General features: G+C 41.0%; 21 protein-coding genes. 9 read left to right on the forward strand and 12 right to left on the reverse strand.

Annotation, left to right across the window (positions count from 1 at the left end):
• The first annotated feature begins 91 nt into the window (after window positions 1-91).
• The 7 genes from nhaC (at window position 92) to ribB (ending at window position 8301) form a co-directional block, all read left to right on the forward strand.
• Window positions 92-1576, forward strand: a complete 1485-nt coding sequence (gene nhaC / locus ACP2AF_RS16380; protein ID WP_425237229.1) for a Na+/H+ antiporter NhaC — start codon at window positions 92-94, stop codon at window positions 1574-1576.
• A 119-nt stretch (window positions 1577-1695) separates the two neighbouring features.
• Complete coding sequence (gene tpx / locus ACP2AF_RS16385) at window positions 1696-2202, forward strand: thiol peroxidase (protein ID WP_425237230.1); 507 nt, start codon at window positions 1696-1698, stop codon at window positions 2200-2202.
• On the forward strand, window positions 2195-2560 hold the full coding sequence (locus tag ACP2AF_RS16390; RefSeq protein ID WP_425237231.1) for a diacylglycerol kinase: 366 nt from the start codon (window positions 2195-2197) through the stop codon (window positions 2558-2560). The genes tpx and ACP2AF_RS16390 overlap by 8 nt, the downstream gene beginning before the upstream one ends.
• Before the next feature lie 62 nt (window positions 2561-2622).
• Complete coding sequence (locus ACP2AF_RS16395; protein ID WP_425237232.1) at window positions 2623-4980, forward strand: DNA translocase FtsK 4TM domain-containing protein; 2358 nt, start codon at window positions 2623-2625, stop codon at window positions 4978-4980.
• Between the two features lie 12 nt (window positions 4981-4992).
• A complete protein-coding gene (locus tag ACP2AF_RS16400) occupies window positions 4993-5637 on the forward strand; it encodes a LolA family protein (protein ID WP_425237233.1) in 645 nt (214 codons plus the stop codon).
• Window positions 5638-5662: 25 nt separating this feature from the next.
• A complete protein-coding gene (locus ACP2AF_RS16405; protein ID WP_425238039.1) occupies window positions 5663-7159 on the forward strand; it encodes an LptF/LptG family permease in 1497 nt (498 codons plus the stop codon).
• Window positions 7156-8301 (forward strand): 3,4-dihydroxy-2-butanone-4-phosphate synthase, encoded by a 1146-nt coding sequence (gene ribB, locus ACP2AF_RS16410; protein WP_425237234.1) that lies wholly within the window; start codon window positions 7156-7158, stop codon window positions 8299-8301. The genes ACP2AF_RS16405 and ribB overlap by 4 nt, the downstream gene beginning before the upstream one ends.
• A gap of 2 nt (window positions 8302-8303) precedes the next feature.
• Here the strand turns inward: ribB and ACP2AF_RS16415 are convergent, their stop codons facing one another.
• The 12 genes from ACP2AF_RS16415 to ACP2AF_RS16470 all read right to left on the reverse strand — a co-directional run bounded on the left by ACP2AF_RS16415 (window position 8304) and on the right by ACP2AF_RS16470 (window position 17022).
• Window positions 8304-9500, reverse strand: coding sequence for a DegT/DnrJ/EryC1/StrS family aminotransferase (locus tag ACP2AF_RS16415; RefSeq protein ID WP_425237235.1), 1197 nt, complete (start codon window positions 9498-9500; stop codon window positions 8304-8306).
• Window positions 9501-9591: 91 nt separating this feature from the next.
• A complete protein-coding gene (locus ACP2AF_RS16420; RefSeq protein WP_425237236.1) occupies window positions 9592-10227 on the reverse strand; it encodes an NAD(P)H-dependent oxidoreductase in 636 nt (211 codons plus the stop codon).
• A gap of 53 nt (window positions 10228-10280) precedes the next feature.
• A complete protein-coding gene (locus tag ACP2AF_RS16425; protein ID WP_425237237.1) occupies window positions 10281-11036 on the reverse strand; it encodes a sulfite exporter TauE/SafE family protein in 756 nt (251 codons plus the stop codon).
• A 76-nt stretch (window positions 11037-11112) separates the two neighbouring features.
• Window positions 11113-12012 (reverse strand): DUF5777 family beta-barrel protein, encoded by a 900-nt coding sequence (locus ACP2AF_RS16430; RefSeq protein WP_425237238.1) that lies wholly within the window; start codon window positions 12010-12012, stop codon window positions 11113-11115.
• Window positions 12002-12547, reverse strand: a complete 546-nt coding sequence (locus ACP2AF_RS16435; RefSeq protein ID WP_425237239.1) for a YceI family protein — start codon at window positions 12545-12547, stop codon at window positions 12002-12004. The genes ACP2AF_RS16430 and ACP2AF_RS16435 overlap by 11 nt, the downstream gene beginning before the upstream one ends.
• Window positions 12540-12965 carry an OB-fold protein gene (locus tag ACP2AF_RS16440; protein ID WP_425237240.1) on the reverse strand — a complete coding sequence of 142 codons (426 nt, stop codon included), beginning with the start codon at window positions 12963-12965 and terminating at the stop codon, window positions 12540-12542. Before ACP2AF_RS16440 ends, ACP2AF_RS16435 begins: the two co-directional genes overlap by 8 nt.
• 134 nt (window positions 12966-13099) lie before the next feature.
• Window positions 13100-14296, reverse strand: coding sequence for a hypothetical protein (locus tag ACP2AF_RS16445; RefSeq protein ID WP_425237241.1), 1197 nt, complete (start codon window positions 14294-14296; stop codon window positions 13100-13102).
• A gap of 167 nt (window positions 14297-14463) precedes the next feature.
• On the reverse strand, window positions 14464-14784 hold the full coding sequence (locus ACP2AF_RS16450; protein WP_425237242.1) for a hypothetical protein: 321 nt from the start codon (window positions 14782-14784) through the stop codon (window positions 14464-14466).
• A gap of 15 nt (window positions 14785-14799) precedes the next feature.
• Window positions 14800-15651, reverse strand: coding sequence for a DUF5777 family beta-barrel protein (locus ACP2AF_RS16455; RefSeq protein WP_425237243.1), 852 nt, complete (start codon window positions 15649-15651; stop codon window positions 14800-14802).
• 24 nt (window positions 15652-15675) lie between these two features.
• The gene (locus tag ACP2AF_RS16460; protein ID WP_425237244.1) at window positions 15676-16071 is read right to left on the reverse strand and encodes a hypothetical protein; all 396 of its coding nucleotides are present in this window, start codon (window positions 16069-16071) and stop codon (window positions 15676-15678) included.
• Complete coding sequence (locus tag ACP2AF_RS16465) at window positions 16068-16634, reverse strand: YceI family protein (RefSeq protein WP_425237245.1); 567 nt, start codon at window positions 16632-16634, stop codon at window positions 16068-16070. Before ACP2AF_RS16465 ends, ACP2AF_RS16460 begins: the two co-directional genes overlap by 4 nt.
• A 22-nt stretch (window positions 16635-16656) precedes the next feature.
• Entirely contained in the window at window positions 16657-17022 is a 366-nt protein-coding gene (locus tag ACP2AF_RS16470; protein ID WP_425237246.1) for a hypothetical protein, read from the reverse strand.
• Between the two features lie 287 nt (window positions 17023-17309).
• On the opposite strand from ACP2AF_RS16470, the gene ACP2AF_RS16475 reads away from it, so the two are divergent.
• Both ACP2AF_RS16475 and ACP2AF_RS16480 read left to right on the forward strand, forming a co-directional pair.
• The gene (locus tag ACP2AF_RS16475) at window positions 17310-18419 is read left to right on the forward strand and encodes a LytR/AlgR family response regulator transcription factor (RefSeq protein ID WP_425237247.1); all 1110 of its coding nucleotides are present in this window, start codon (window positions 17310-17312) and stop codon (window positions 18417-18419) included.
• Window positions 18420-18554: 135 nt separating this feature from the next.
• Window positions 18555-19670: a helix-turn-helix domain-containing protein gene (locus tag ACP2AF_RS16480; RefSeq protein ID WP_425237248.1), complete on the forward strand. Its 1116-nt coding sequence runs from the start codon at window positions 18555-18557 to the stop codon at window positions 19668-19670.
• The last annotated feature ends 28 nt before the right edge of the window (window positions 19671-19698 follow it).

The following is a 19698-nucleotide window of genomic DNA, read 5'->3' on the forward strand; positions in this document are numbered from 1 at the left end:
ACTCTAGCACATTTAGAACAGGACATCCATGCCCCAACTTGCATAGCCCTTTGTAAAGTCGTAATATTACCTGACTACTCAAACATAAAGTATGAAGGACCCGAAATCCGGTAAGCGTAAAAAAGATGCACGAATTCTTGAAAATAAGGAACTTAACATTTGGGAGGCCCTAATTCCAGTTATAGCCTTGGTAGGTATGCTGGCCTACAATGTCTATGTTTTTGGAGACGATGCACTTAGCGGTTCCAATCAATTTATCCTTTTGCTGGGTGGCGCAGTGGCCGCCATTGTAGGTTTCTTCAATAAAGTCTCCTACAAGACCATGTTGACCGAAGTTGCGGAGAATGTAAAATCCACCACGGGAGCCCTACTCATTCTTTTAATGGTAGGTGCTTTGGCAGGGACCTGGCTGATAAGTGGAATAATCCCTGCTATGATATATTATGGATTACAAATATTGAATCCCACTATATTTTTGGCGGCGTGTGTAATTATTTGCGCTATTATCTCCATTGCCACAGGGAGTAGTTGGACAACTGCGGCCACGGTGGGTATAGCCCTTATTGGTATCGGGGATGCTTTAGGTATTTCCTTGGGGATGACCGCCGGCGCAGTACTTTCGGGCGCCTATTTTGGAGACAAGCTTTCGCCCTTGAGCGACACCACCAATCTGGCCCCGGCCATGGCAGGTGGCGAACTATTTGACCATATCCGATATATGTTGTTTACAACGGTACCCACTATAAGCGTCACTTTGATCGTATTTATTATTATCGGGCTAACTTTAGATACCAGTGGAACCGCTGATATCGATTCAATTCTAACCTCCATTGATGCTACATTTAATATCAATGGATGGTTGTTCCTAGTACCTCTGATAGTCATTTTCCTTATTGTAAAAAAGACCCCGCCCTTGGCAGCCTTGTTGATCGGAACACTTTTAGGGGCTCTTTTCGCACTTTTGTTTCAGCCTGAAATAGTGGCCGGGATTACAAATGCAAAGAGCTTATCATTTCAATCGGGTTATAAAGGAATTTTAAAAGCGATTACGGTACAAACTTCCGTTCCTACGGATAATCCCGCACTTAATGATCTCTTTTCGGCCAAAGGCATGTCGGGCATGTTGGGTACAATTTGGCTTATTGTTTGTGCCATGGTCTTTGGGGGTATTATGGATGGTATTGGAGCCTTATCCCGTATCAGTAGTTCGTTATTGGCCATGGCCAAATCTGTTTTTGGGCTTTTTGCCAGTACGGTAGCCAGTTGTTTGGCATTGAACGTCACTGCTTCCGATCAATACTTGGCAATTGTTGTGCCCGGAAAAATGTTTGCCAAGGCCTATAGGGATCGGGGATTGGCCCCGGAAAATCTGAGTAGGACCCTTGAGGATTCCGGTACGGTAACTTCGGTTTTAATTCCTTGGAACACCTGTGGCGCCTATCATAGTGGAGTACTTGGTGTGGGTGTGGGTGAATATTTCTTCTATGCCATATTCAACTGGTTAAGTCCGTTTATGACCTTGTTTTTTGCATTATTCCGAATTAAAATAAAGCAATTGACCACTTCTCCAGTCTAATAAGGCGCTTTTGGAATCACTTTTTTTGTCCTTAGAAAATTTCGATATTTTCTGTAGATATCGTTTACATTTCATTTCAATATTTCATAATTTCACACAAAATTAAAATCGACAAATTCATGGCAACAGTAACGCTTAAAGGAAATGAAATACATACTATCGGCAACCTACCTTCCAACGGAAGCAAAGCTCCCGATTTCAACTTGACAAAAACGGACCTATCCGATGCTTCTTTGTCCGACTACTCCGGAAAAAAGGTGGTATTGAATATATTTCCCAGTATTGACACGGGAACATGTGCACAATCCGTACGGCAATTCAACGAGGAAGCAGCGGAATTGGAAAACACCGTAGTGCTATGCATTTCCAAGGACCTTCCTTTTGCCCAAAACCGTTTTTGTGGTGCCGAAGGTATTGAAAATGTTGTAATGTTATCCGATTTCAGGGATGGGGATTTTGGCAAGGACTATCAGGTAGAGTTCACCGATGGCCCTCTACGTTCTCTACACTCCAGATCGGTGGTAGTGCTAGATGAAGGCGGAAATATCCTTTATACGGAACAGGTACCGGAAACCGTGGACGAACCAAACTATAAAGCGGCACTTGAAGCCTTAATGGATGCCTAAGGAGTCCTTTCTGCGCAATCGGTTGAATGGAGTGGGTTATGCTCTAAAAGGGGCTTTGCTTCTAATCCGGACAGAGGCCAGTATTAAAATCCAAATATTTTTAACCCTAGTAGTAACCGCAGCGGGATTCTACTTTGAGATTTCCGCTACGGAATGGATTTTACAAATTCTGGCCGTTGGACTAGTCTTGGGTATTGAAGGTCTTAACACCGCCGTCGAAAAACTTGCGGATTATATACAACCGGAGTTCGATCCTAAAATCGGTTTTATCAAGGATATTTCGGCAGGAGCGGTCATGTTGGTTTCCATAGCGGCTTCCATCGTTGGGCTTATCATTTATGTACCCAAGCTTTTTTGACTCCAGAATTGGAAAGCCTTCGCTTCTAAATTTGTATTTTAGCCCCTAGAATTAAAGATTTCATGGCAAAAAAGGGAAGAAAATCCAAGCCCAAATCGGTTAAAAAAAGAATATCCCTAAGGCTCTCCAAGCAAAACAAGATTATCCTGGGAAGTTTGTTGATTCTTCTCAGTATAGCCCTATGTTTTTCATTCATTTCATTCTATTTTACTTGGCAGGACGATCAAAGCCTTTTGACCGAGTTTGCCGATCGCAATGAACAGGCCAAAAATCTGTTGAACAAATTTGGCGCCAGCACAAGTCACTTTTTTATGTATAAAGGTTTTGGGGTGGCCACTTTTGTGTTCCCTTTCCTTCTTTGTATTACCGGCCTGTATCTGTTCTTGGGAATTAAAGGGCAAGGACTTTTAAAAAAATGGATCTGGGGGTTTATCTTCCTTATTTGGTTTTCAATAGCGTTGGGCTTCTTTGCTAATGAGAAGCCTCTGTTAGCAGGTCTTGTGGGGTATGAAATGAACGATTTTCTGCAAGACTATACGGGAAAAATCGGTGTACTTCTTCTCCTACTTTTTGGTCTGGTCTTTATTTTAGTTCGTCTTTTTAATTTCTCCCCTGAGGAGATTGGCATTTTTTTTCGAACAAAGACAGCTTCCATAGCTTCGGAATTTAAGAGCAAAAAGAATGACGATACTGTAGAGATGCAATTGAGTGTGGAAGATGAGAAACCCATAGTTATAGACACCTATACCCATAAAGAAAACATTCCCCATTTGGAAAAGGAACCCGTGGACGATTTTGAAGTAGCCATTCCGGTTGAGGAAGATCTAAAGGATAACCTTGCCATGGAAGTGGAAAAAATTGTTGAGGAAAAGGAGGAGAAGAAAAACATAGCCGAAAAATTAGTGGACGATTTCGGAGAATTCGACCCTACCTTGGAATTAGGCAACTATAAATTCCCTACAATTGAGCTTTTGGACCAACATGGGGTAACTGGAGGCATTACCATAAACCAAAAAGAGCTTGAGGAGAACAAAAACAAAATTGTTGAAACACTAAAGAATTATAAAATTGGCATTGCTCAAATAAAAGCGACCATCGGCCCCACGGTTACCCTGTATGAAATCGTACCGGAGGCCGGAGTTCGAATTTCCAAAATAAAGAATTTGGAAGACGATATTGCCCTTTCGTTGGCGGCCTTGGGTATTCGGATCATTGCCCCTATTCCAGGAAAGGGCACTATTGGAATTGAGGTTCCCAATAAGAATGCCACCATAGTCTCCATGCGTTCAGTAATCGCATCCAGTAAATTTCAGAAGGCGGAGATGCAACTTCCCATCGCTTTTGGCAAGACCATTAGTAATGAGACCTTTGTGGTAGATTTGGCAAAGATGCCCCACTTGCTTATGGCCGGTGCCACAGGGCAAGGTAAATCAGTTGGACTCAATGCAGTTCTTACTTCCCTGCTATATAAGAAGCACCCTGCCGAGGTGAAATTTATTCTTGTGGATCCCAAAAAAGTTGAACTTACCCTTTACAATAAAATAGAGCGGCATTTTTTGGCGAAATTACCGGACTCGGAAGAAGCTATTATAACGGACAATACCAAGGTAATCAACACCTTGAACTCCCTCTGTATTGAAATGGACAACCGGTATGAATTGTTGAAGTCCGCCATGGTACGAAATATCAAGGAATACAACACCAAGTTTAAAACACGGAAATTGAATCCGAACGACGGCCATAAATTTTTACCCTACATTGTTTTGGTCATTGATGAGTTTGCCGATCTGATTATGACTGCCGGCAAGGAAGTAGAGACTCCTATTGCCCGTCTGGCCCAATTGGCGAGGGCCATTGGCATTCATTTGATCATCGCCACACAACGACCCTCCGTAAATGTAATAACCGGTATCATTAAGGCCAATTTCCCGGCGCGTATTGCTTTTAGGGTGACCTCCAAGATAGATTCACGTACCATTTTGGATGCCCAGGGCGCGGATCAATTGATAGGACGGGGAGACATGTTGTTTACCCAGGGAAATGATGTTACACGCTTGCAATGTGCATTTGTGGACACTCCGGAAGTAGCTAAAATAACGGAATACATCGGTTCACAACGTGCTTACCCGCATGCTCATGAACTTCCCGAATACGTAGGCGAGGATTCTGGCACAAGTATTGATTACGATATCCAAGATCGGGATGCCATGTTCCGCGAGGCCGCGGAGGTTATTGTAACCGCACAGCAGGGCTCCGCCTCGTTGATACAACGAAAGTTGAAATTGGGCTATAATAGGGCGGGGCGTATTATAGATCAATTGGAGGCTGCGGGCATTGTAGGTCCCTTTGAGGGTAGTAAGGCCAGACAAGTGTTGGTTTCCGATATGTATGCCCTAGACCAATTATTGAACAATGAATAAAATTAAGGTAGCATGAAGAAGTTTTTTTTGTTTGCGATAACCATTTTAATATGTACTGCTGGTTTTTCCCAGAATTCAGATAAAGCAAAGACTTTGTTGGATGAAGTATATACAAAGGTTAAGGGCTATGGAAATATCCATGTGGATTTTAAGTATGTATTGGACAATACCGAAGCTGCCATTAACCAGGAGACCCGGGGCGATGTTACCTTGGAAGGAGACAAATACCTGATCAATTTTATGGGCTCCCAACAATTGTACGATGGCAAAAAAGTATATACCATTGTTCCCGAGAACGAGGAAATAACTATTGAGAACCGAATTGATGATGAAAATACGGTGACTCCCTCAAAAATGCTTACGTTCTACAAACAAGGACATAATTATGAATGGGATATACTTCAGAATGTCCAGGGCAAAAAAATACAATATGTGCGGTTAATCCCCATTGATACCAATACGGAGATAAAATCCATCTTACTAGGTATAGATATAGAGACCAAACATATCTATAAATTAATAGAGACCGGTAAAAATGGCACCACCACTACCTTCATTGTTAATTCTTTTAAAACAGATCAGCCATTATCAAAAACCTTATTTACCTTTGACGAGGACAAATACGAAAACGAGGGATACTACATAATAAGGGAATAACACATTGAGAATTCTAGACGGATACATCTTATCGAGGTTCCTATTCAATTTTTTTAGTTCGTTTGTCATATTGATGTTTATCTTCATTTTTCAGACGATATGGCTCTTTATTGATGATTTTGCGGGTAAAGGCCTGGACTTGGTCATTATAGGAAAGTTTTTCTTCTACATGATGCCCAATCTTACGGAAAAGGTACTGCCCCTTACCGTTCTTTTGTCTTCCATTTTAACTTTTGGAACTTTTGCCGAGAACTACGAGTTTGCTGCGATGAAGGCTTCCGGTATTTCTCTACAACGATCCATGTTGAGTCTTGTTGTGTTTATGGTCATACTAGGAGGGGTTACCTTCTACTTTGCCAATAGCGTCATTCCGGCATCGGAACAGAAAATCTACAATATGCGAAGAAATATAGCAAAGGTAAAGCCTGCGGTTGCCATTGCAGAAGGTGTTTTTAGTGATTTTGAAGGAGCTGATATGAATATCAAGGTTGAGAAAAAATTTGGCGAAAACGACCGGTTTCTTGAAAATGTAATCATCCATAAAAAAACAAAGACCAGCGTTAATAATACGGTTATTAAGGCCGAGACCGGGGAACTTAAGAGTAACGAAAATTCTGACATCCTTCAATTGGTACTTAAGGACGGCCATTACTACGAGAATGTTGTCAAAAAGAAAAGTGAAGAAAAACGGAAATATCCCTTTGCCCAGGCTGAATTTGAGACCTATGTTATGAATATTGACCTTTCAGAATTCAATAATGTGGATTTGGAGGAGGATCTCAATACCACTACGGACAAGATGAAGAACGTTTCGCGTTTGATCAAGGACATAGATTCCCTGGAGGAAAACAACCTGCGTATTGTGCAATCGTTTTCCAAAAGTATTTCCAATAGAGTCGGGGCCTTTGTTCCTCTGCAGCCTGTAGATACCAATTTGCATAAATCCAGGGCGAAAAATAGTGTGGACACCCTGACCCTATCAAAAATGGAAGAAATTCCGAAAAAAATAAATGATTCAATGTATTCCATTGATATTGTTGGCCTATTCGAGAATTGGCAGAAAGTACAATTGATCAACAGCGCAAAGAATAATGCGTCGAATATTTTAACCTCTGTACAGGGTAAGAAAAAGGAATTGCAAAAGCGATATGAAATCTATAACCGTCATATCCTTTCCCTTCATAAAAAATATGCCCTGGCCCTTTCCTGTATCATTTTATTTTTTGTAGGTGCCCCATTGGGGGCTATTATTCGGAAAGGGGGTATTGGACTTCCTATGGTCATAGCCATTATGCTCTTTTTGGTGTATTATTTTATTGGGGTGTTCGCGGATAACTATTCCAAGAAAAATGAAATTCATCCTATATTAGGGGCATGGTTGTCTACCATGATAATGTTACCTTTAAGCATATGGTTGACCAAAAGGGCCACCGCGGATAAGGGGCTTATGAATTTTGCCAGTATTTTGGACAGGGTCAAAGATTTTTTCAAGAAGAAGACCTCAAAACCTAGTACCTCATGATAACGACAATGGAAAAAAATATTCAACTCAATACGATAGAAGAAGCCATTGAAGAAATTCAAAACGGAAAGGTAATTATAGTAGTGGATGATGAAAACCGGGAAAATGAGGGGGATTTCATTGCCGCTGCAGAAATGGTGACTCCGGAGATGATAAATTTTATGGCCCAACACGGCCGTGGACTTATCTGTGCTCCCCTGACCGAGGAACGCTGTGATCGTCTTCAATTGGACATGATGGTACAGAACAATACCGTACTCCATCAGACCCAGTTCACGGTATCTGTAGATTTGATAGGACATGGTTGTACCACAGGGATTTCGGTCCAGGATCGTGCAAAGACTATCTTGGCCTTGACCGATGAAAACACAAAGCCCCATGACCTGGGTAGACCTGGGCACATATTTCCTTTGCGATCCAAGAGCGGTGGTGTTCTAAGACGTACCGGACACACGGAAGCGGCCATAGATTTGGCCCGTTTGGCCGGTCTAAAACCTGCAGGGATTTTGGTAGAAATCCTGAACGAAGACGGTACCATGGCCCGCTTACCAGAATTGATTGGAGTTGCCAAAAAATTTGACCTGAAGATTATCTCAATCGAGGATTTGGTGGCCTATCGCATGCAGCATGATTCCCTAATTGAAAAAAAGGAGGATTTTCAGCTAAAGACCCGTTTTGGGGATTTTAGGCTTAGAGCCTACAAGCAAACCACGAACAATCATGTACATATTGCATTGACCAAAGGGACTTGGAAAGAAGGCGAACCTGTATTAACCCGTATCAACGCGACCTTGGTGAACAGTGATATTTTGGGGACTCTTACCGACAAACCTGAGAAAAAATTGGAGGATATGTTCCATGCCATCAATTCCGAAGGAAAGGGTGCCTTTGTCTTCATCAATCAGGAGTCCCAATCGCTTAACCTGATCAAACGTTTAAGCGAGATGAAGGAATTGCAAAAAAAGAATATTTATCAAGCTCCTAGAATACGCATGGATAATAAGGATTTTGGTATTGGGGCCCAAATCTTACATCACTTGGGTATCAGTAAATTAAGGCTGCTAACAAATTCCGAACACTCTCAACGGCGCGTTGGCATGGTGGGTTATGGTCTCGAAATTGTGGAGTATGTTCCCTATTAAGACTACTTTAAAAAGCGCCCAATAATTTTGGCGATTTTTTGGGCTCTGGCCTGTACTTCACTTTCCGTCCACCCCAGTTTTATAAGACAGGAAATGTTTCGACCGATCCATTGATCGGACTTGGAAAAATCAGATTTCGAATAATCGGGCAACTGTTCGTACACTTCCTTTGGTAGCCTTCCCAAGGATTTTTTATGAATAAGATGTTCCCATTCACGATAATAGTGCCATTTATTATCGTACCAATAGAAACATCCATCTACACCTTCTTCTCCCAAAGCTGTATGAACTTCTTTTGCCATCTTTGCATTTGGAAGAAAGAAACTTAAAAAAGCATAGCTTTCCTCCCCACCTTGGGGAACGCGCCTAAAAGTAATCTGGGGAATGCTCTCCAAAGTTCTGCGCAAAATTAAGTAGTTGCTTTTTTGAATGGCCAAGAATTCGTCCAATCGCCTGATTTGTGCCAATCCCACAGCCGCATTAAGTTCCGATATTCGAAAGTTATATCCTAAAAAGGGATGTCCCTCCGCTCCCCTATCTTTTCCAATGTGATCATGTCCATGATCGGAATAATGATCGGCATTTGTATAATACTTCTCGTTATTGGTAATAATAGCACCGCCTTCGCCACAGGTAACAGTCTTCACATAATCAAACGAAAAACAGCCTAAATCCCCATAGCTGCCCAAAGGTTTTCCTTCAAAAGTACCACCTATGGCCTGGCAAGCATCTTCCAACAACAAAAGTCCATGGTCTTGACAAATGGATTTCAAAGCTCTTAAGTCGGCCATAGATCCACACATGTGTACAGGCATCACTGCTTTGGTTTTTTTGGTAATGGCATACTCTACCGCCTTGGGATCCAAAGTCAGCGTATCATCCACATTGACCAAAATGGGAACAGCTCCCACGGCCAAAATGGATTCAAAACTGGCTACAAACGTAAATGTGGGCATAATAACCTCGTCGCCCGCCCCTATTCCGGCACTCGCCAGAGCTATGGTAAGGGCCGCTGTACCACTACTCACTACTTGGGCATAGTCCACTCCCATACGTTCGGCCAAGGCTTTTTCCAACGCTAGGGCTTTCCAATGTCCGTTACGCATTGCGTCAAACCCGTAGCGCATTAACACGCCTGAATCCAAAACATCGTTTACTTCCTTTCTTTCCTTATCACTAAAAAGCTCAAGTCCTGGCATATATTGTTTAGGGTTTAGGGTTTAGGGTTTAGGGTTTAGGGTTTAGGGTTTAGGGTTTAGGGTTTAGGGTTTAGGGTTTAGGGAAAGTATGCTAAAATATTTCGATAATACTGTCATCTATCTCTTTTCGAACTTTTTTAAAGCCGGAGAACATATCATCTTTAGCCCGATACCCTACGGGCAAAACCAATACGGAATTCAGACCCTTTTCAGGAAGCTCCAATAGTTTGTCATAACCTTCTGGATTAAAACCTTCCATGGGACAGGAATCGATTTTTTCCATAGCACACACCGTCAAAAGGTTGCCTAAGGCCAAATACGCCTGATTGACGCACCATTGCCGAATTTCCGAAGTCTTTTTCTTTGAAAAACTATCTAGGAGCGATACCAAAAAGGGCTCTAAAATCTCGTCCGGGGTGTTGCGAATTCTTTTGACCCTTTCAAAATAGTTCTTAATGAAATCGGCGTTAATTACATTTTCAATACAAATCACAAGAATATGGGACGCCTGGGCTACTTGTTGTTGTCCAAAGGAATGGGGCACCAATCGGTTTTGAAGTTCCTTGTCCTTCAAAATTACCATTCTAATAGGCTGTAGCCCATAGGAAGTGGCGGTAAGATTGAAAGCCTGTTTTAGCAATTCAACTTTTTCTTGGATGAGTATCTTCTCCGAGTCGAATTTTTTTACGGCGTACCGCCATTCAAGATTTTGGATACTGTTAGACATCGTATTATTTTAAATTTTCCACTACAATGGAAAGTGCAATTAATTAAAATGCATTATCCAAAAAACCACAGTTTTATGGACATGGCAATGACCATTATGACCAAAAACGTTTTGATAAAACCATCCCCTTTTTTTACGGAAATCCTACTGGAGAACCAAGCTCCGGTACCATTTCCAATAGCCAAAATAAGACCCACTTCCCAATTTACCTTGTCGTTAATAACGAATACGATCAAAGCTGCTATCGTATAGATGAGCACCACGGCCACTTTTGTGGCATTGGCCCTTACAAGTGTCATTTGGTTTACATAGTGCAAAAATAGAATAATTATAAATCCTAGACCCGCGTTGATGAATCCGCCATAAATTCCAAAAAAGAAAAAAGCCAAGACCCCTATCCAAAGATATTTACCGGTTATCCTTTCCTGTAGCTCCATTAATTTCATCTTGGGCTTAAAGACAATGATAAGGACAACTATGACCATAATAATGGCCAAAATTCTATTAAAGGTCTCCCCCTTAATGTCCACAGCGATGTAAGCGCCAATAATAGCGCCTAATAAAGCAGACAGGCCCAAATACAAATTAAATGGAAATGTGGAGACTCCCTTACTTTTAAAACCAACAGTGGCAAGGCTGTTTTGAATGACCACGGCAACCCTATTGGTTCCGTTGGCAACACTTGGAGGCAAGCCTAAGAAGATCAATACGGGTAACGAGATCAAGGATCCTCCCCCAGCTACGGTATTGATGAATCCCACGGCGAAACCTACAATGACCAATAATGGATAGTGGTACCATTCTTCCATGGATGTAAAAATAGTTCCAAAAATAGAATTTACAGGGATTCGCATTCAAAAAACACGAAAGCGGTAGCAATGGATGTTACTTTTTCTTCAAATGGCGTTTAAAGTGAAGGACATAGGTCATGTTGAAGCCAAAATTTAGATTGGGGTTTCTAAAATTAAAGTTATTCCGTGTCTGGGTTATAAAGGAATCTTCTACCATTCGGACGGCATTGGTCAACATGAATTGAAGCATAACATCACCAATTTCCCAGTTTACACCCAAGGCAAAGGGGCCATAGGTATCAAAGGATTCTATGGGATTTGCGGTATAATAATATTCGGACACTACGGAAACATGATTGCCCAATTTATATCGTCCCCCGAAACCTATAGCAAAATGGCTTTGAGGGTCTTCGGGAGAATATTCTAGTCCCCTATGGATAAAGGAGGGTGCTATTTGAAGTGAGAAATTGGAAGAAATCTTCTTACCTATCAGCAATTGAGACGTAAATGATAGCCTGTTTGAAAAATCATCCTGTATCGATGAGGAAATCAGGCCTTCACTAAAATAACTCGACCCCTGGAAAAATGTAATGCTTACGGGAGACCCTTTGCCATCGCTACGTTGTTTGACCAATTTGTACTTCAGGTAAGCATCGAACAAACCATCATAGGTAGTTCCGCCAAACCCGACTGAAAGCCGATCAGAAATACCATATTCCAGCGCAATTCTGGAACTTAGACGATCAGCGGCAAAACTTTGGGTTCTATCTGCTGGCGTGTTCCAAAATCGGTTTGCCACAAAGACATCCAAAATTCCTTTTTTTCGGGTTTCTATGGAATGTCCAAAGGCAATTCTGGTGAATTTAAAAGTAGCCTGGGTATATTGGGGGGTATCCGCATATTCCTTATCGAGTATACCCAGAAGGTCTTGCCCCATTGCTGCCGTCAAAGAGCAGAACCAAACCAAACACAAAACTTTTATTTTAGCTTTCATAAGGCCGATATTCAAATCTAAAATCCACCGAAATTGTTTTCGCAATATTACCTGCCAAAAGTGGAGGTATTTTAATGCTATAATCCTTAACAAAGGCCTCAAAAGTCCCGGACACTATATACTTGCCTTTGATATTCTCTATTTTGGTCTTTATCTCCAATTCCTTGGACACTCCGTGCATAGAAAATGTACCCCTTACCATCCTGGTTTGTTCACCTTCCTGTGAAGGGTCAAAATCCGAAATCTTGCCTTCAAAAGTAGCTTTCGGATAAATATCCGATTCAATATAGCTTTCGTTGAAGTGCTCGCGCATCAAGGCTTTTTCAAATACAAAGGCGTTCATGAGCATGCTAACGGCGATGTTGTGGGTAGACAAATCTATGATACTCAATACTTGATTGTTCTCCGCCTTTATGTTTTCCACGGAAGTATATGAAAAAAAGGACACCTTCCCCTGCCGAGCAATAATTTTTTCTTCAGTAGGTTGCTGTCCATAAAAAATAAACAGGAAAAAAAGTGAAATCACTTTATTCATTGATTTTTCTTTGGGAAATAATACAGTTTAGAAAAATGGCATCCTTTAAAAACCCCTTGAAAACTCCTTTTAACCGTATGGTATCCTTTGGTCCAAAATTTTCAATCCCTATGGTTTGGTCGGTCTTCATATCACATATTACGCAGGCGGATTCATCGGAACCACCTTCCAGCAATATGGTAATCCTATTATTTATACTATTGATTTCTTTTATGGTACCTTCTATTTCAACAATTTTTTCCGGTTCAAGATAATAATCATCTTCTTTTTTAAAGTGCGAAATAAGCGTTTCAGCATTCAAATGGAGCTCAGGTTCAGCCTCTAAAATGTTCACATCGTCTGAATCATACATTCTCCATAGCAAAAAGAAACTTCCTAGAAAAGCTGCGAGAATCAATAGCCTTATAAATTTACCCAATCTTTTCAATATAAATACTGTGGATTAGCATACAATTACAAATACTCCCTCCCTATGTCCCTTTAGATTTAAAACCTAGGGTTTCGTTGGAAAACCCTAGGCTCAAAACTAACAAAAAAACATAATCTCCTTTTTCAATCTATTATCGTAAGGGTTCCTGTCATGGGACTGTGGAACTCGCAATTGTAAAACAAAGTATTGGGCGCATCATTTGGAACGGTGAATGTTACGGTTCCCGATGCCTCTCCGTTATTGGTTACTCCATCATTGTACGCGTTTTCTGTACCAGTGCTTTGAACACTTTTGATGATGAATGGATGACCTGGTGCGTCTACATTAAATTCGTAGGTGTCCCCTCTTTTTAGGGTCAAATCCGGATTTATGGCATTGTTTAGCCCTTCACCAGAAAGAATATAGGCCGAAGCTCCCTGATTGGTAACATCGTATACTTTATTGCCCCCTCCTGCATCCGGGGCGATTTCCGTATCTGGATTAAGAATAGGCCAGACACCCGCCACTGGGAAGCCTACGCCAAAGTTATCGCCCCGTTGGGCATCCTGTCCGAAATAATAAAGCGGCCATCCCTTATAGGTGAGCTGCTGCCTCCCAAAAACATCAATAGAACCAAAATCCGATTCATCCAAAATACTGGGGATGTTCTGTAAAGTTTCCTCAAATATGGGCCATACCGCATCGTTGGAGAAGTCGTCATTTGTAAAATTGTTTACTCCGTTGGTGTCGTTGATGAAAAGGTACAAAGTGTTGCCCTTGGCATCGGTCATGTAGAACGTCTGTGCATCGCCTGGCTCATAGGTGTCCGTAAGGTTTGTCTCGATTCCACCGGAATCCCTTCCCACCAATTGGGCCTGGACCATCATGACCGAATAATCGGGCTTGGCCACGTACCAAACATCGCCTGCACCATCTCCATTTACATCACCGGCAGCACCATCATTCGCGAAAAGATAAAGTGGCCAACCCTTGTACGTAGTCTGCATTTCCCCATCGCTTCTGGTAATGGTACCAAAATCAGCAGTATCAAGACCGTTATCCAGCGTAAGGTCCGCTACATAGAATATAGGCCAGGCGTCAATACAACCATCAGTACAATTAGAATCACCCGTACTGTCCAGCGAAAAGAAATAGAGCGAAAAGCCGTCTTCGTTGGTAAGGATACTACCAAAAGTTGCATCATTCCTTAATTGTACAGAGATGACTTCCGCTGGAGGTGGATTACCATCGCCTGGACCGTTATCTGTGGAACCGTAATCATCACTGCTACAACCTAGCAGCGCCAAAAATGTCAGGGATACTAAAAAAAACTTTTTCATTTCAATTATTTTAGAATTAATGTTATGTCAAAGCAACTAGATTTCAGGACCTTATACCACAAAATGTTCATGAAAGGGAATTACGGACCGTAAAAGGGAATTAAAGTCCCTAAAAAATTTGCAGTATATATTTGTTGTATTCATCGGACTATATTCAAATATGATTCTTAACCCGTTGTAGTTATTCCAGCATTCACTTGGGGGCGGTGAACGAAGGCTTCCCTCTTATTTGCTGAACATGTACATATGCTTAAATAACCGTTTTTGCCGATTCTTTCTCCTTTTTGGGGGTGTCCCAATGCTGTTAGGGTGTTCAATGCTATGGAAAGCTCATTGGCCTTTATAAAGTTGAACACCACTAAAGAATCAAAAGGATAGAGATATACATTGGTGATATTTTCAATTTTTAATAGCTCCATTTTTATCCTTGCCGCGCACTTTGCACAAAATGAACTTTGCACTTCAATTTTCGCCATACCTGATTTCATATCCGTTCGCATTGATCAAAAGACTCTTGAAAGGTTAAATCCAAAGAAAACATCCCCATTGCCCCAATCCCCTGTAGCTTGCCCTAAAAATGTATTGGTATTCATGGGCTGGGCATTGGTGAAGTGCAATTGAAATACATGGCCTCCGGTTTCCAGATCAAAGCCAATAGAAAGCGGGTTTTTAAAATGTGAATTGGTTGCCCTGTTCAGGTGCAAACCATAATCAATATTGATGGACCATCTTTTCGTCAACTTATGTCTTCCGCCAATGCCAATGGCATATTGTGAGTTTTCTTGCCCGTCAAAGGCAACGAGGTTATCATGAAAAAAAGTAGGAGCCAATTGTAAGGACAGATTCTTGTTCAATTTTTTGGAGATGAGGGCCTGTGTAGAATAGCTCAACCTATGCTCGAACTTTAAGCCGGGTAAAATATCCTCTTCCAAAGAAGTGTTCATCAATATATTGCTGAACAATACTATCGTAAAGGGAGAACCGCCCGCCTGTTGTCTCAGCAACCTCAATTTTAATGAGCCTTCATAGGTCTTCTGAAATGAGCTACGTGAAATGCCGATGTTTATACCGTCCGAGATCCCATAGATGAAATTGAGTCGGGTAACGGCTTGATCTAGTCCAAAGAAATCTTCTATCCCTGTTTTTATAGATCCAAATCTATGGGACACTACAAAGAACAGCTGTTTTTTGGAAACCATTTTCGTGGATTCAAAATTTACGATCTTCAAGCCCTTAAAGGCGGCAATTTCGTATGTGCCCTGTGTGTTGACATTGTTTATTTCGCCTAGTAAATCGTCCTCCTGTGAGAAGGCAAAAAAGGGTAGTACTATGATTAGAATACTCAGTTTTCTCATTTTTCAATTGGTTTATAATGAATATTAGTTAGTCTGGATCAGGGTGGCCTGGTCAATTTTAACAAGCTCTAGAAGGTCGTCATAACCCACGCATCTTCCTTTTATGGTTATTTGACCGGCTATGGATAAATCGTTTGGAGCATCAGTTATAAAACTGACCTGTACTTTATCATCGATAACTATGGCATTCTGTTCAATTGCCGTAATATTTCCATGAATTTGCACCACCTGGTCCACATACTTTGCTATTTTATCCTCCTTGCTAAAATCCATATGTATTTCTGTGGCAGATATGGAATAGGCGACCCATTCCGTGGCAATATCCCTATGACCTTTATAGATGTAGTTATATATAGAGACTGCAAGAATTAACGACACGAACACACTGGCCAAAACGGTATATAATTTTTTGCCCCTCATTTTTTTGCCAACTTAAAATCCAGTTTCACAAGAACTTCCTTGGCAATTTTGCTCCGGACTATTTTGGGTATTTCAATATCAAAATCGCCCGGAGTAACTATGAACTCTCCTGTTATGGAAATGATATCCCCAATTTTCTGTGTTTTCAATACGGTATGTATCTCTTTCTGCTTTCCCCTCACCTCGAGTACACCCTCGACCGAAACCTCGGTTACATTTTCATCGAGTTCAACCATATTTAAATCAATTAAATTACCCTTGAACTTGGCCTTTGGATAGGTATCGGATTCTATATAATTTTCATTGAAGTGCTCTTCCATCAAGGAGTTTTTAAAATGGAAGCCTTTAATAAGGGCCAGAGAAGCGATCTGGTTTGTCTCCGTGCTCAAAATAACGGTTACCGATTCGTTGGTCGCTTTCACCTCTTCAAAAAGCTGTTCGGAGGCCTCAAAAATTACGATCCCGTTTTTATCAATGTATCTATCCTGTGCCCAGAGTGAAGCAACTGCTCCATGTACAAGAACAAGAATTAGTAATGAAAATCTAATGTTTACACTTTTCATGACAATATCCCTTTACCGTGTCCTATTGTTCCAAAAAACCTTCGTCTATCCATTGGTCTATCAAATCAATAGTGGTTTGGGGCAACCTGCCACCGGGAGGCATGGCACCCGAATCCCCGGTCTGTTTATTGATAGCCCTGGACAAGGAACCATTTTCTGCGCGGGTGCTAACTTGTTGGAAATTCGTCAGGGAAAAGGGCGCACCATTCCGTGTGGGGTCGGAATGGCAGTTTAGACAGTTACTGCCAATGATCGCCCTAATGTTTGAGTTATAGGTCACAGGCCCTCCAGGTTCTTCCATTTCCATCAAATCATCTTCGCTATCACTTGTACAGGCGATAAGTGTAAGAGCCAATAGAGGCAACAAAAATTTCAGGTTCCTTTTCATAGTGCTTAATTTTAGGTTATTAAATCGCTTGATCAAAAGTTTAGGATTTATCCTATTGACTTCGCCAATTTTGATTTCCTAAACTTTGTTCAAAGCAACTACTTGCCAGTAGTTTTTGAAGACAAAACCTTTCTGAAAGGGAAGAATGAGGTTTAATAGGGAAAAACAGACCTTAAAAGGAATTTGATAAAAATGAAGAAAGCAACATTGGTCCCAAAGAATAACGTCCAAACCGTTTTGGTGAAAATCAAATTGTTATATTCGAGAAAAAATTGCCCTGAAACGCAATGCGAAAAGACAAACTCTACTTCCTAACCTTTCTATCAATTTCGGTAATTTATACAGCGATTGCCGGTGTCGCGCTACATTATTTGATCAAGGCCAGCACCCATGAGTTGCTTGAGGCCCATTTGGAATTTAGCAAGAAGGAAGCCAAAACCTTTGCCACACTTCTTAGCCATCAATTGGCCAATGGTATTACCAAGGACTCTACCATTAGCTATACGCAAACGAGTTTAAAAGGCACCGATTTTGAAAGAGGTTTTTTAAGCGTCTATGATTGGTCCGGGAGGGTCATATGCCACCCAGATATTAAAAATGTTGGACAACCGGCAAGTGCCAATAAATCGTTTGTATCATCAGTGACCGATGATTTGAGCCCTGAAAATTTTTATGACCTGTTAATAGCGAGTCAAGAAGAACTGGTAGAAAATACTTCGGAAAATACGGGGCAGCAATCCGAGGTTATACATCTATTTCCTGTTCAAAATTCGGACTGGATCGTGGCGGCACATGTTAACATTACCAATATTTCTTCGGAGTTGGACGAAATAAAAAGAAGGTTCTATCTCATTTTTTTGATAATGGGCCTTATCGTAATTCTTTCCTACGTAATCACAGTTCGATTAATAGGGAGCTCCTATGAAAAGAGATTAGAGCTTAAAAACCAACAATTGGAAGATGAAGTTATTAATCTTTCAAAACTGAACAGGGCCGTCGGGGACTATCAACAAAAGGTAATCGAGAAAAAACCACAGGCCCAAACCAACGATGGCAATACCAAAAAAAGAATACTTACCTATATCCGCAATGAGCTCTTGCCCATTCCTATAGGGGAGATTGCCCATATTTATACAGAAAACACAATAACCTATGTGGTCTGCTTTAACGGTAAGCGCTCTACCTCAAATTTGAGTCTCGATGAACTTTTCTCCAACCTCGATAATAGCTACTTCTTTAGAGCCAATCGGCAATTCATCATTGCCATATCCGCAATAAATAAAATTGTGAAATATGGTAATAACCAGCTAAAAATATTGGTGAACCCAAACTCTGAGGTAGACATCATCATAAGCAAAAATAGAGCCGCCGAGTTTAAGCAATGGCTTAATTTGTAAACACATTCCTGTTACCGAGCCTCATCCATTTTTCTTATCTTTTGTTCTCATAGGAAAGTATACGGATGTACCGAACGGAAATATGTCCGTTACCGATTTCCTACCCATTAGTAGTGAAGTAATGATTTCATAATCATGATAGATAGCATTCTTCAGTTCTTAATAGGCATAGGCATTGTGCAGTCCCTACTTTTGGGATCTGTGCTCCTCCTTAATTATGGTAAGGACAGATTGACCTCAATAATCTTGGGAACTATACTTCTACTCACCTCCTTTTTACTGTTATCCGAACTATTGGATCTACTGGATATGGGACAAGGCTTCAAGAAACTTCGAAAGTATTCCATTTTGTTGGATTTGGTATTGGTTGTGCTTATATGGTGGCTTACCTTAGCCATTACTGGCAAAAAGGCCAAGTTTTTAAAAGCGGATTTTATACATCTTTTTCCCTTTGCACTAGGGCTGCTTTGGTTGGAAACCGGGTTTAATTGGTATGGGAACGAAAGTCCAGGAACATTTTCCCATATTCCGGATGCCATCGGAATTTTTTTAGCCTATAAAGGGGTTATCTGGGCCATTTATGTTGTGGGTTGTATACGGATTATTTCATCAAAAAAACTACAGATCTCCGACGTTCCCAACAAAGTAAGGAAAAGACTGTTGCAAAAGCTGATTTGGCCTTTTATTGCTATTTCCTCCATCAGTTTTTTTTGCTTTTGGCTGATGTTTTTTGGAATCGACCTGCCCATTGATTCCGATTACTTGGGAGCCGTCTTAATAACTGCCTTTACCTATTTTCTTACACTTTCAATTCTCTGGGAACCTCATCTTTTTATACGAACCGGACGAGAATCCATATGGCCCAAATATCACAGATTAAAAATTGACAGGAAGCTGGATTCGGATTATTTACAGCGATTGAGAAATTATTTGGAACAAGAGAAACCCTACCTTGATCAAAAACTAAGTCTGCACGCACTTGCACAAACCTTGCGTATTTCCCCAAATACGATTTCCCGAATCATTAACGAACAGTTGGGTCAAAACTTCAATGATCTCATCAATACTTATCGTTTACAGGAAGTAAAACAAAAATTAATCAATCCGGAACACGACCATAAAACCATTCTTGCCCTGGCTTTTGAGTCCGGTTTTCAAAGCAAAGCCTCCTTTAACCGGGTTTTTAAAAAAATGGAAGGGAAAACCCCTTCGGAATACAAGGAAAGTTTCAGGTCTCATCCTACCCTTTAGGTCGATTCGCATACTCCAAGCTTCTAGT

The organism is Ulvibacterium sp. (assembly GCF_965248315.1).
In the GTDB taxonomy this organism is placed as follows: Bacteria; Bacteroidota; Bacteroidia; order Flavobacteriales; family Flavobacteriaceae; genus Ulvibacterium.

Coding starts and splice junctions, on each gene's coding strand:
- nhaC (WP_425237229.1), top strand. CDS start 92: ATGAAGGACCCGAAATCCGGTAAGCGTAAAAAAGATGCACGAATTCTT.
- tpx (WP_425237230.1), top strand. CDS start 1,696: ATGGCAACAGTAACGCTTAAAGGAAATGAAATACATACTATCGGCAAC.
- ACP2AF_RS16390 (WP_425237231.1), top strand. CDS start 2,195: ATGCCTAAGGAGTCCTTTCTGCGCAATCGGTTGAATGGAGTGGGTTAT.
- ACP2AF_RS16395 (WP_425237232.1), top strand. CDS start 2,623: ATGGCAAAAAAGGGAAGAAAATCCAAGCCCAAATCGGTTAAAAAAAGA.
- ACP2AF_RS16400 (WP_425237233.1), top strand. CDS start 4,993: ATGAAGAAGTTTTTTTTGTTTGCGATAACCATTTTAATATGTACTGCT.
- ribB (WP_425237234.1), top strand. CDS start 7,156: ATGATAACGACAATGGAAAAAAATATTCAACTCAATACGATAGAAGAA.
- ACP2AF_RS16415 (WP_425237235.1), bottom strand. CDS start 9,500: ATGCCAGGACTTGAGCTTTTTAGTGATAAGGAAAGAAAGGAAGTAAAC.
- ACP2AF_RS16420 (WP_425237236.1), bottom strand. CDS start 10,227: ATGTCTAACAGTATCCAAAATCTTGAATGGCGGTACGCCGTAAAAAAA.
- ACP2AF_RS16425 (WP_425237237.1), bottom strand. CDS start 11,036: ATGGAAGAATGGTACCACTATCCATTATTGGTCATTGTAGGTTTCGCC.
- ACP2AF_RS16430 (WP_425237238.1), bottom strand. CDS start 12,012: ATGAAAGCTAAAATAAAAGTTTTGTGTTTGGTTTGGTTCTGCTCTTTG.
- ACP2AF_RS16435 (WP_425237239.1), bottom strand. CDS start 12,547: ATGAATAAAGTGATTTCACTTTTTTTCCTGTTTATTTTTTATGGACAG.
- ACP2AF_RS16445 (WP_425237241.1), bottom strand. CDS start 14,296: ATGAAAAAGTTTTTTTTAGTATCCCTGACATTTTTGGCGCTGCTAGGT.
- ACP2AF_RS16450 (WP_425237242.1), bottom strand. CDS start 14,784: ATGAAATCAGGTATGGCGAAAATTGAAGTGCAAAGTTCATTTTGTGCA.
- ACP2AF_RS16455 (WP_425237243.1), bottom strand. CDS start 15,651: ATGAGAAAACTGAGTATTCTAATCATAGTACTACCCTTTTTTGCCTTC.
- ACP2AF_RS16460 (WP_425237244.1), bottom strand. CDS start 16,071: ATGAGGGGCAAAAAATTATATACCGTTTTGGCCAGTGTGTTCGTGTCG.
- ACP2AF_RS16465 (WP_425237245.1), bottom strand. CDS start 16,634: ATGAAAAGTGTAAACATTAGATTTTCATTACTAATTCTTGTTCTTGTA.
- ACP2AF_RS16470 (WP_425237246.1), bottom strand. CDS start 17,022: ATGAAAAGGAACCTGAAATTTTTGTTGCCTCTATTGGCTCTTACACTT.
- ACP2AF_RS16475 (WP_425237247.1), top strand. CDS start 17,310: ATGCGAAAAGACAAACTCTACTTCCTAACCTTTCTATCAATTTCGGTA.
- ACP2AF_RS16480 (WP_425237248.1), top strand. CDS start 18,555: ATGATAGATAGCATTCTTCAGTTCTTAATAGGCATAGGCATTGTGCAG.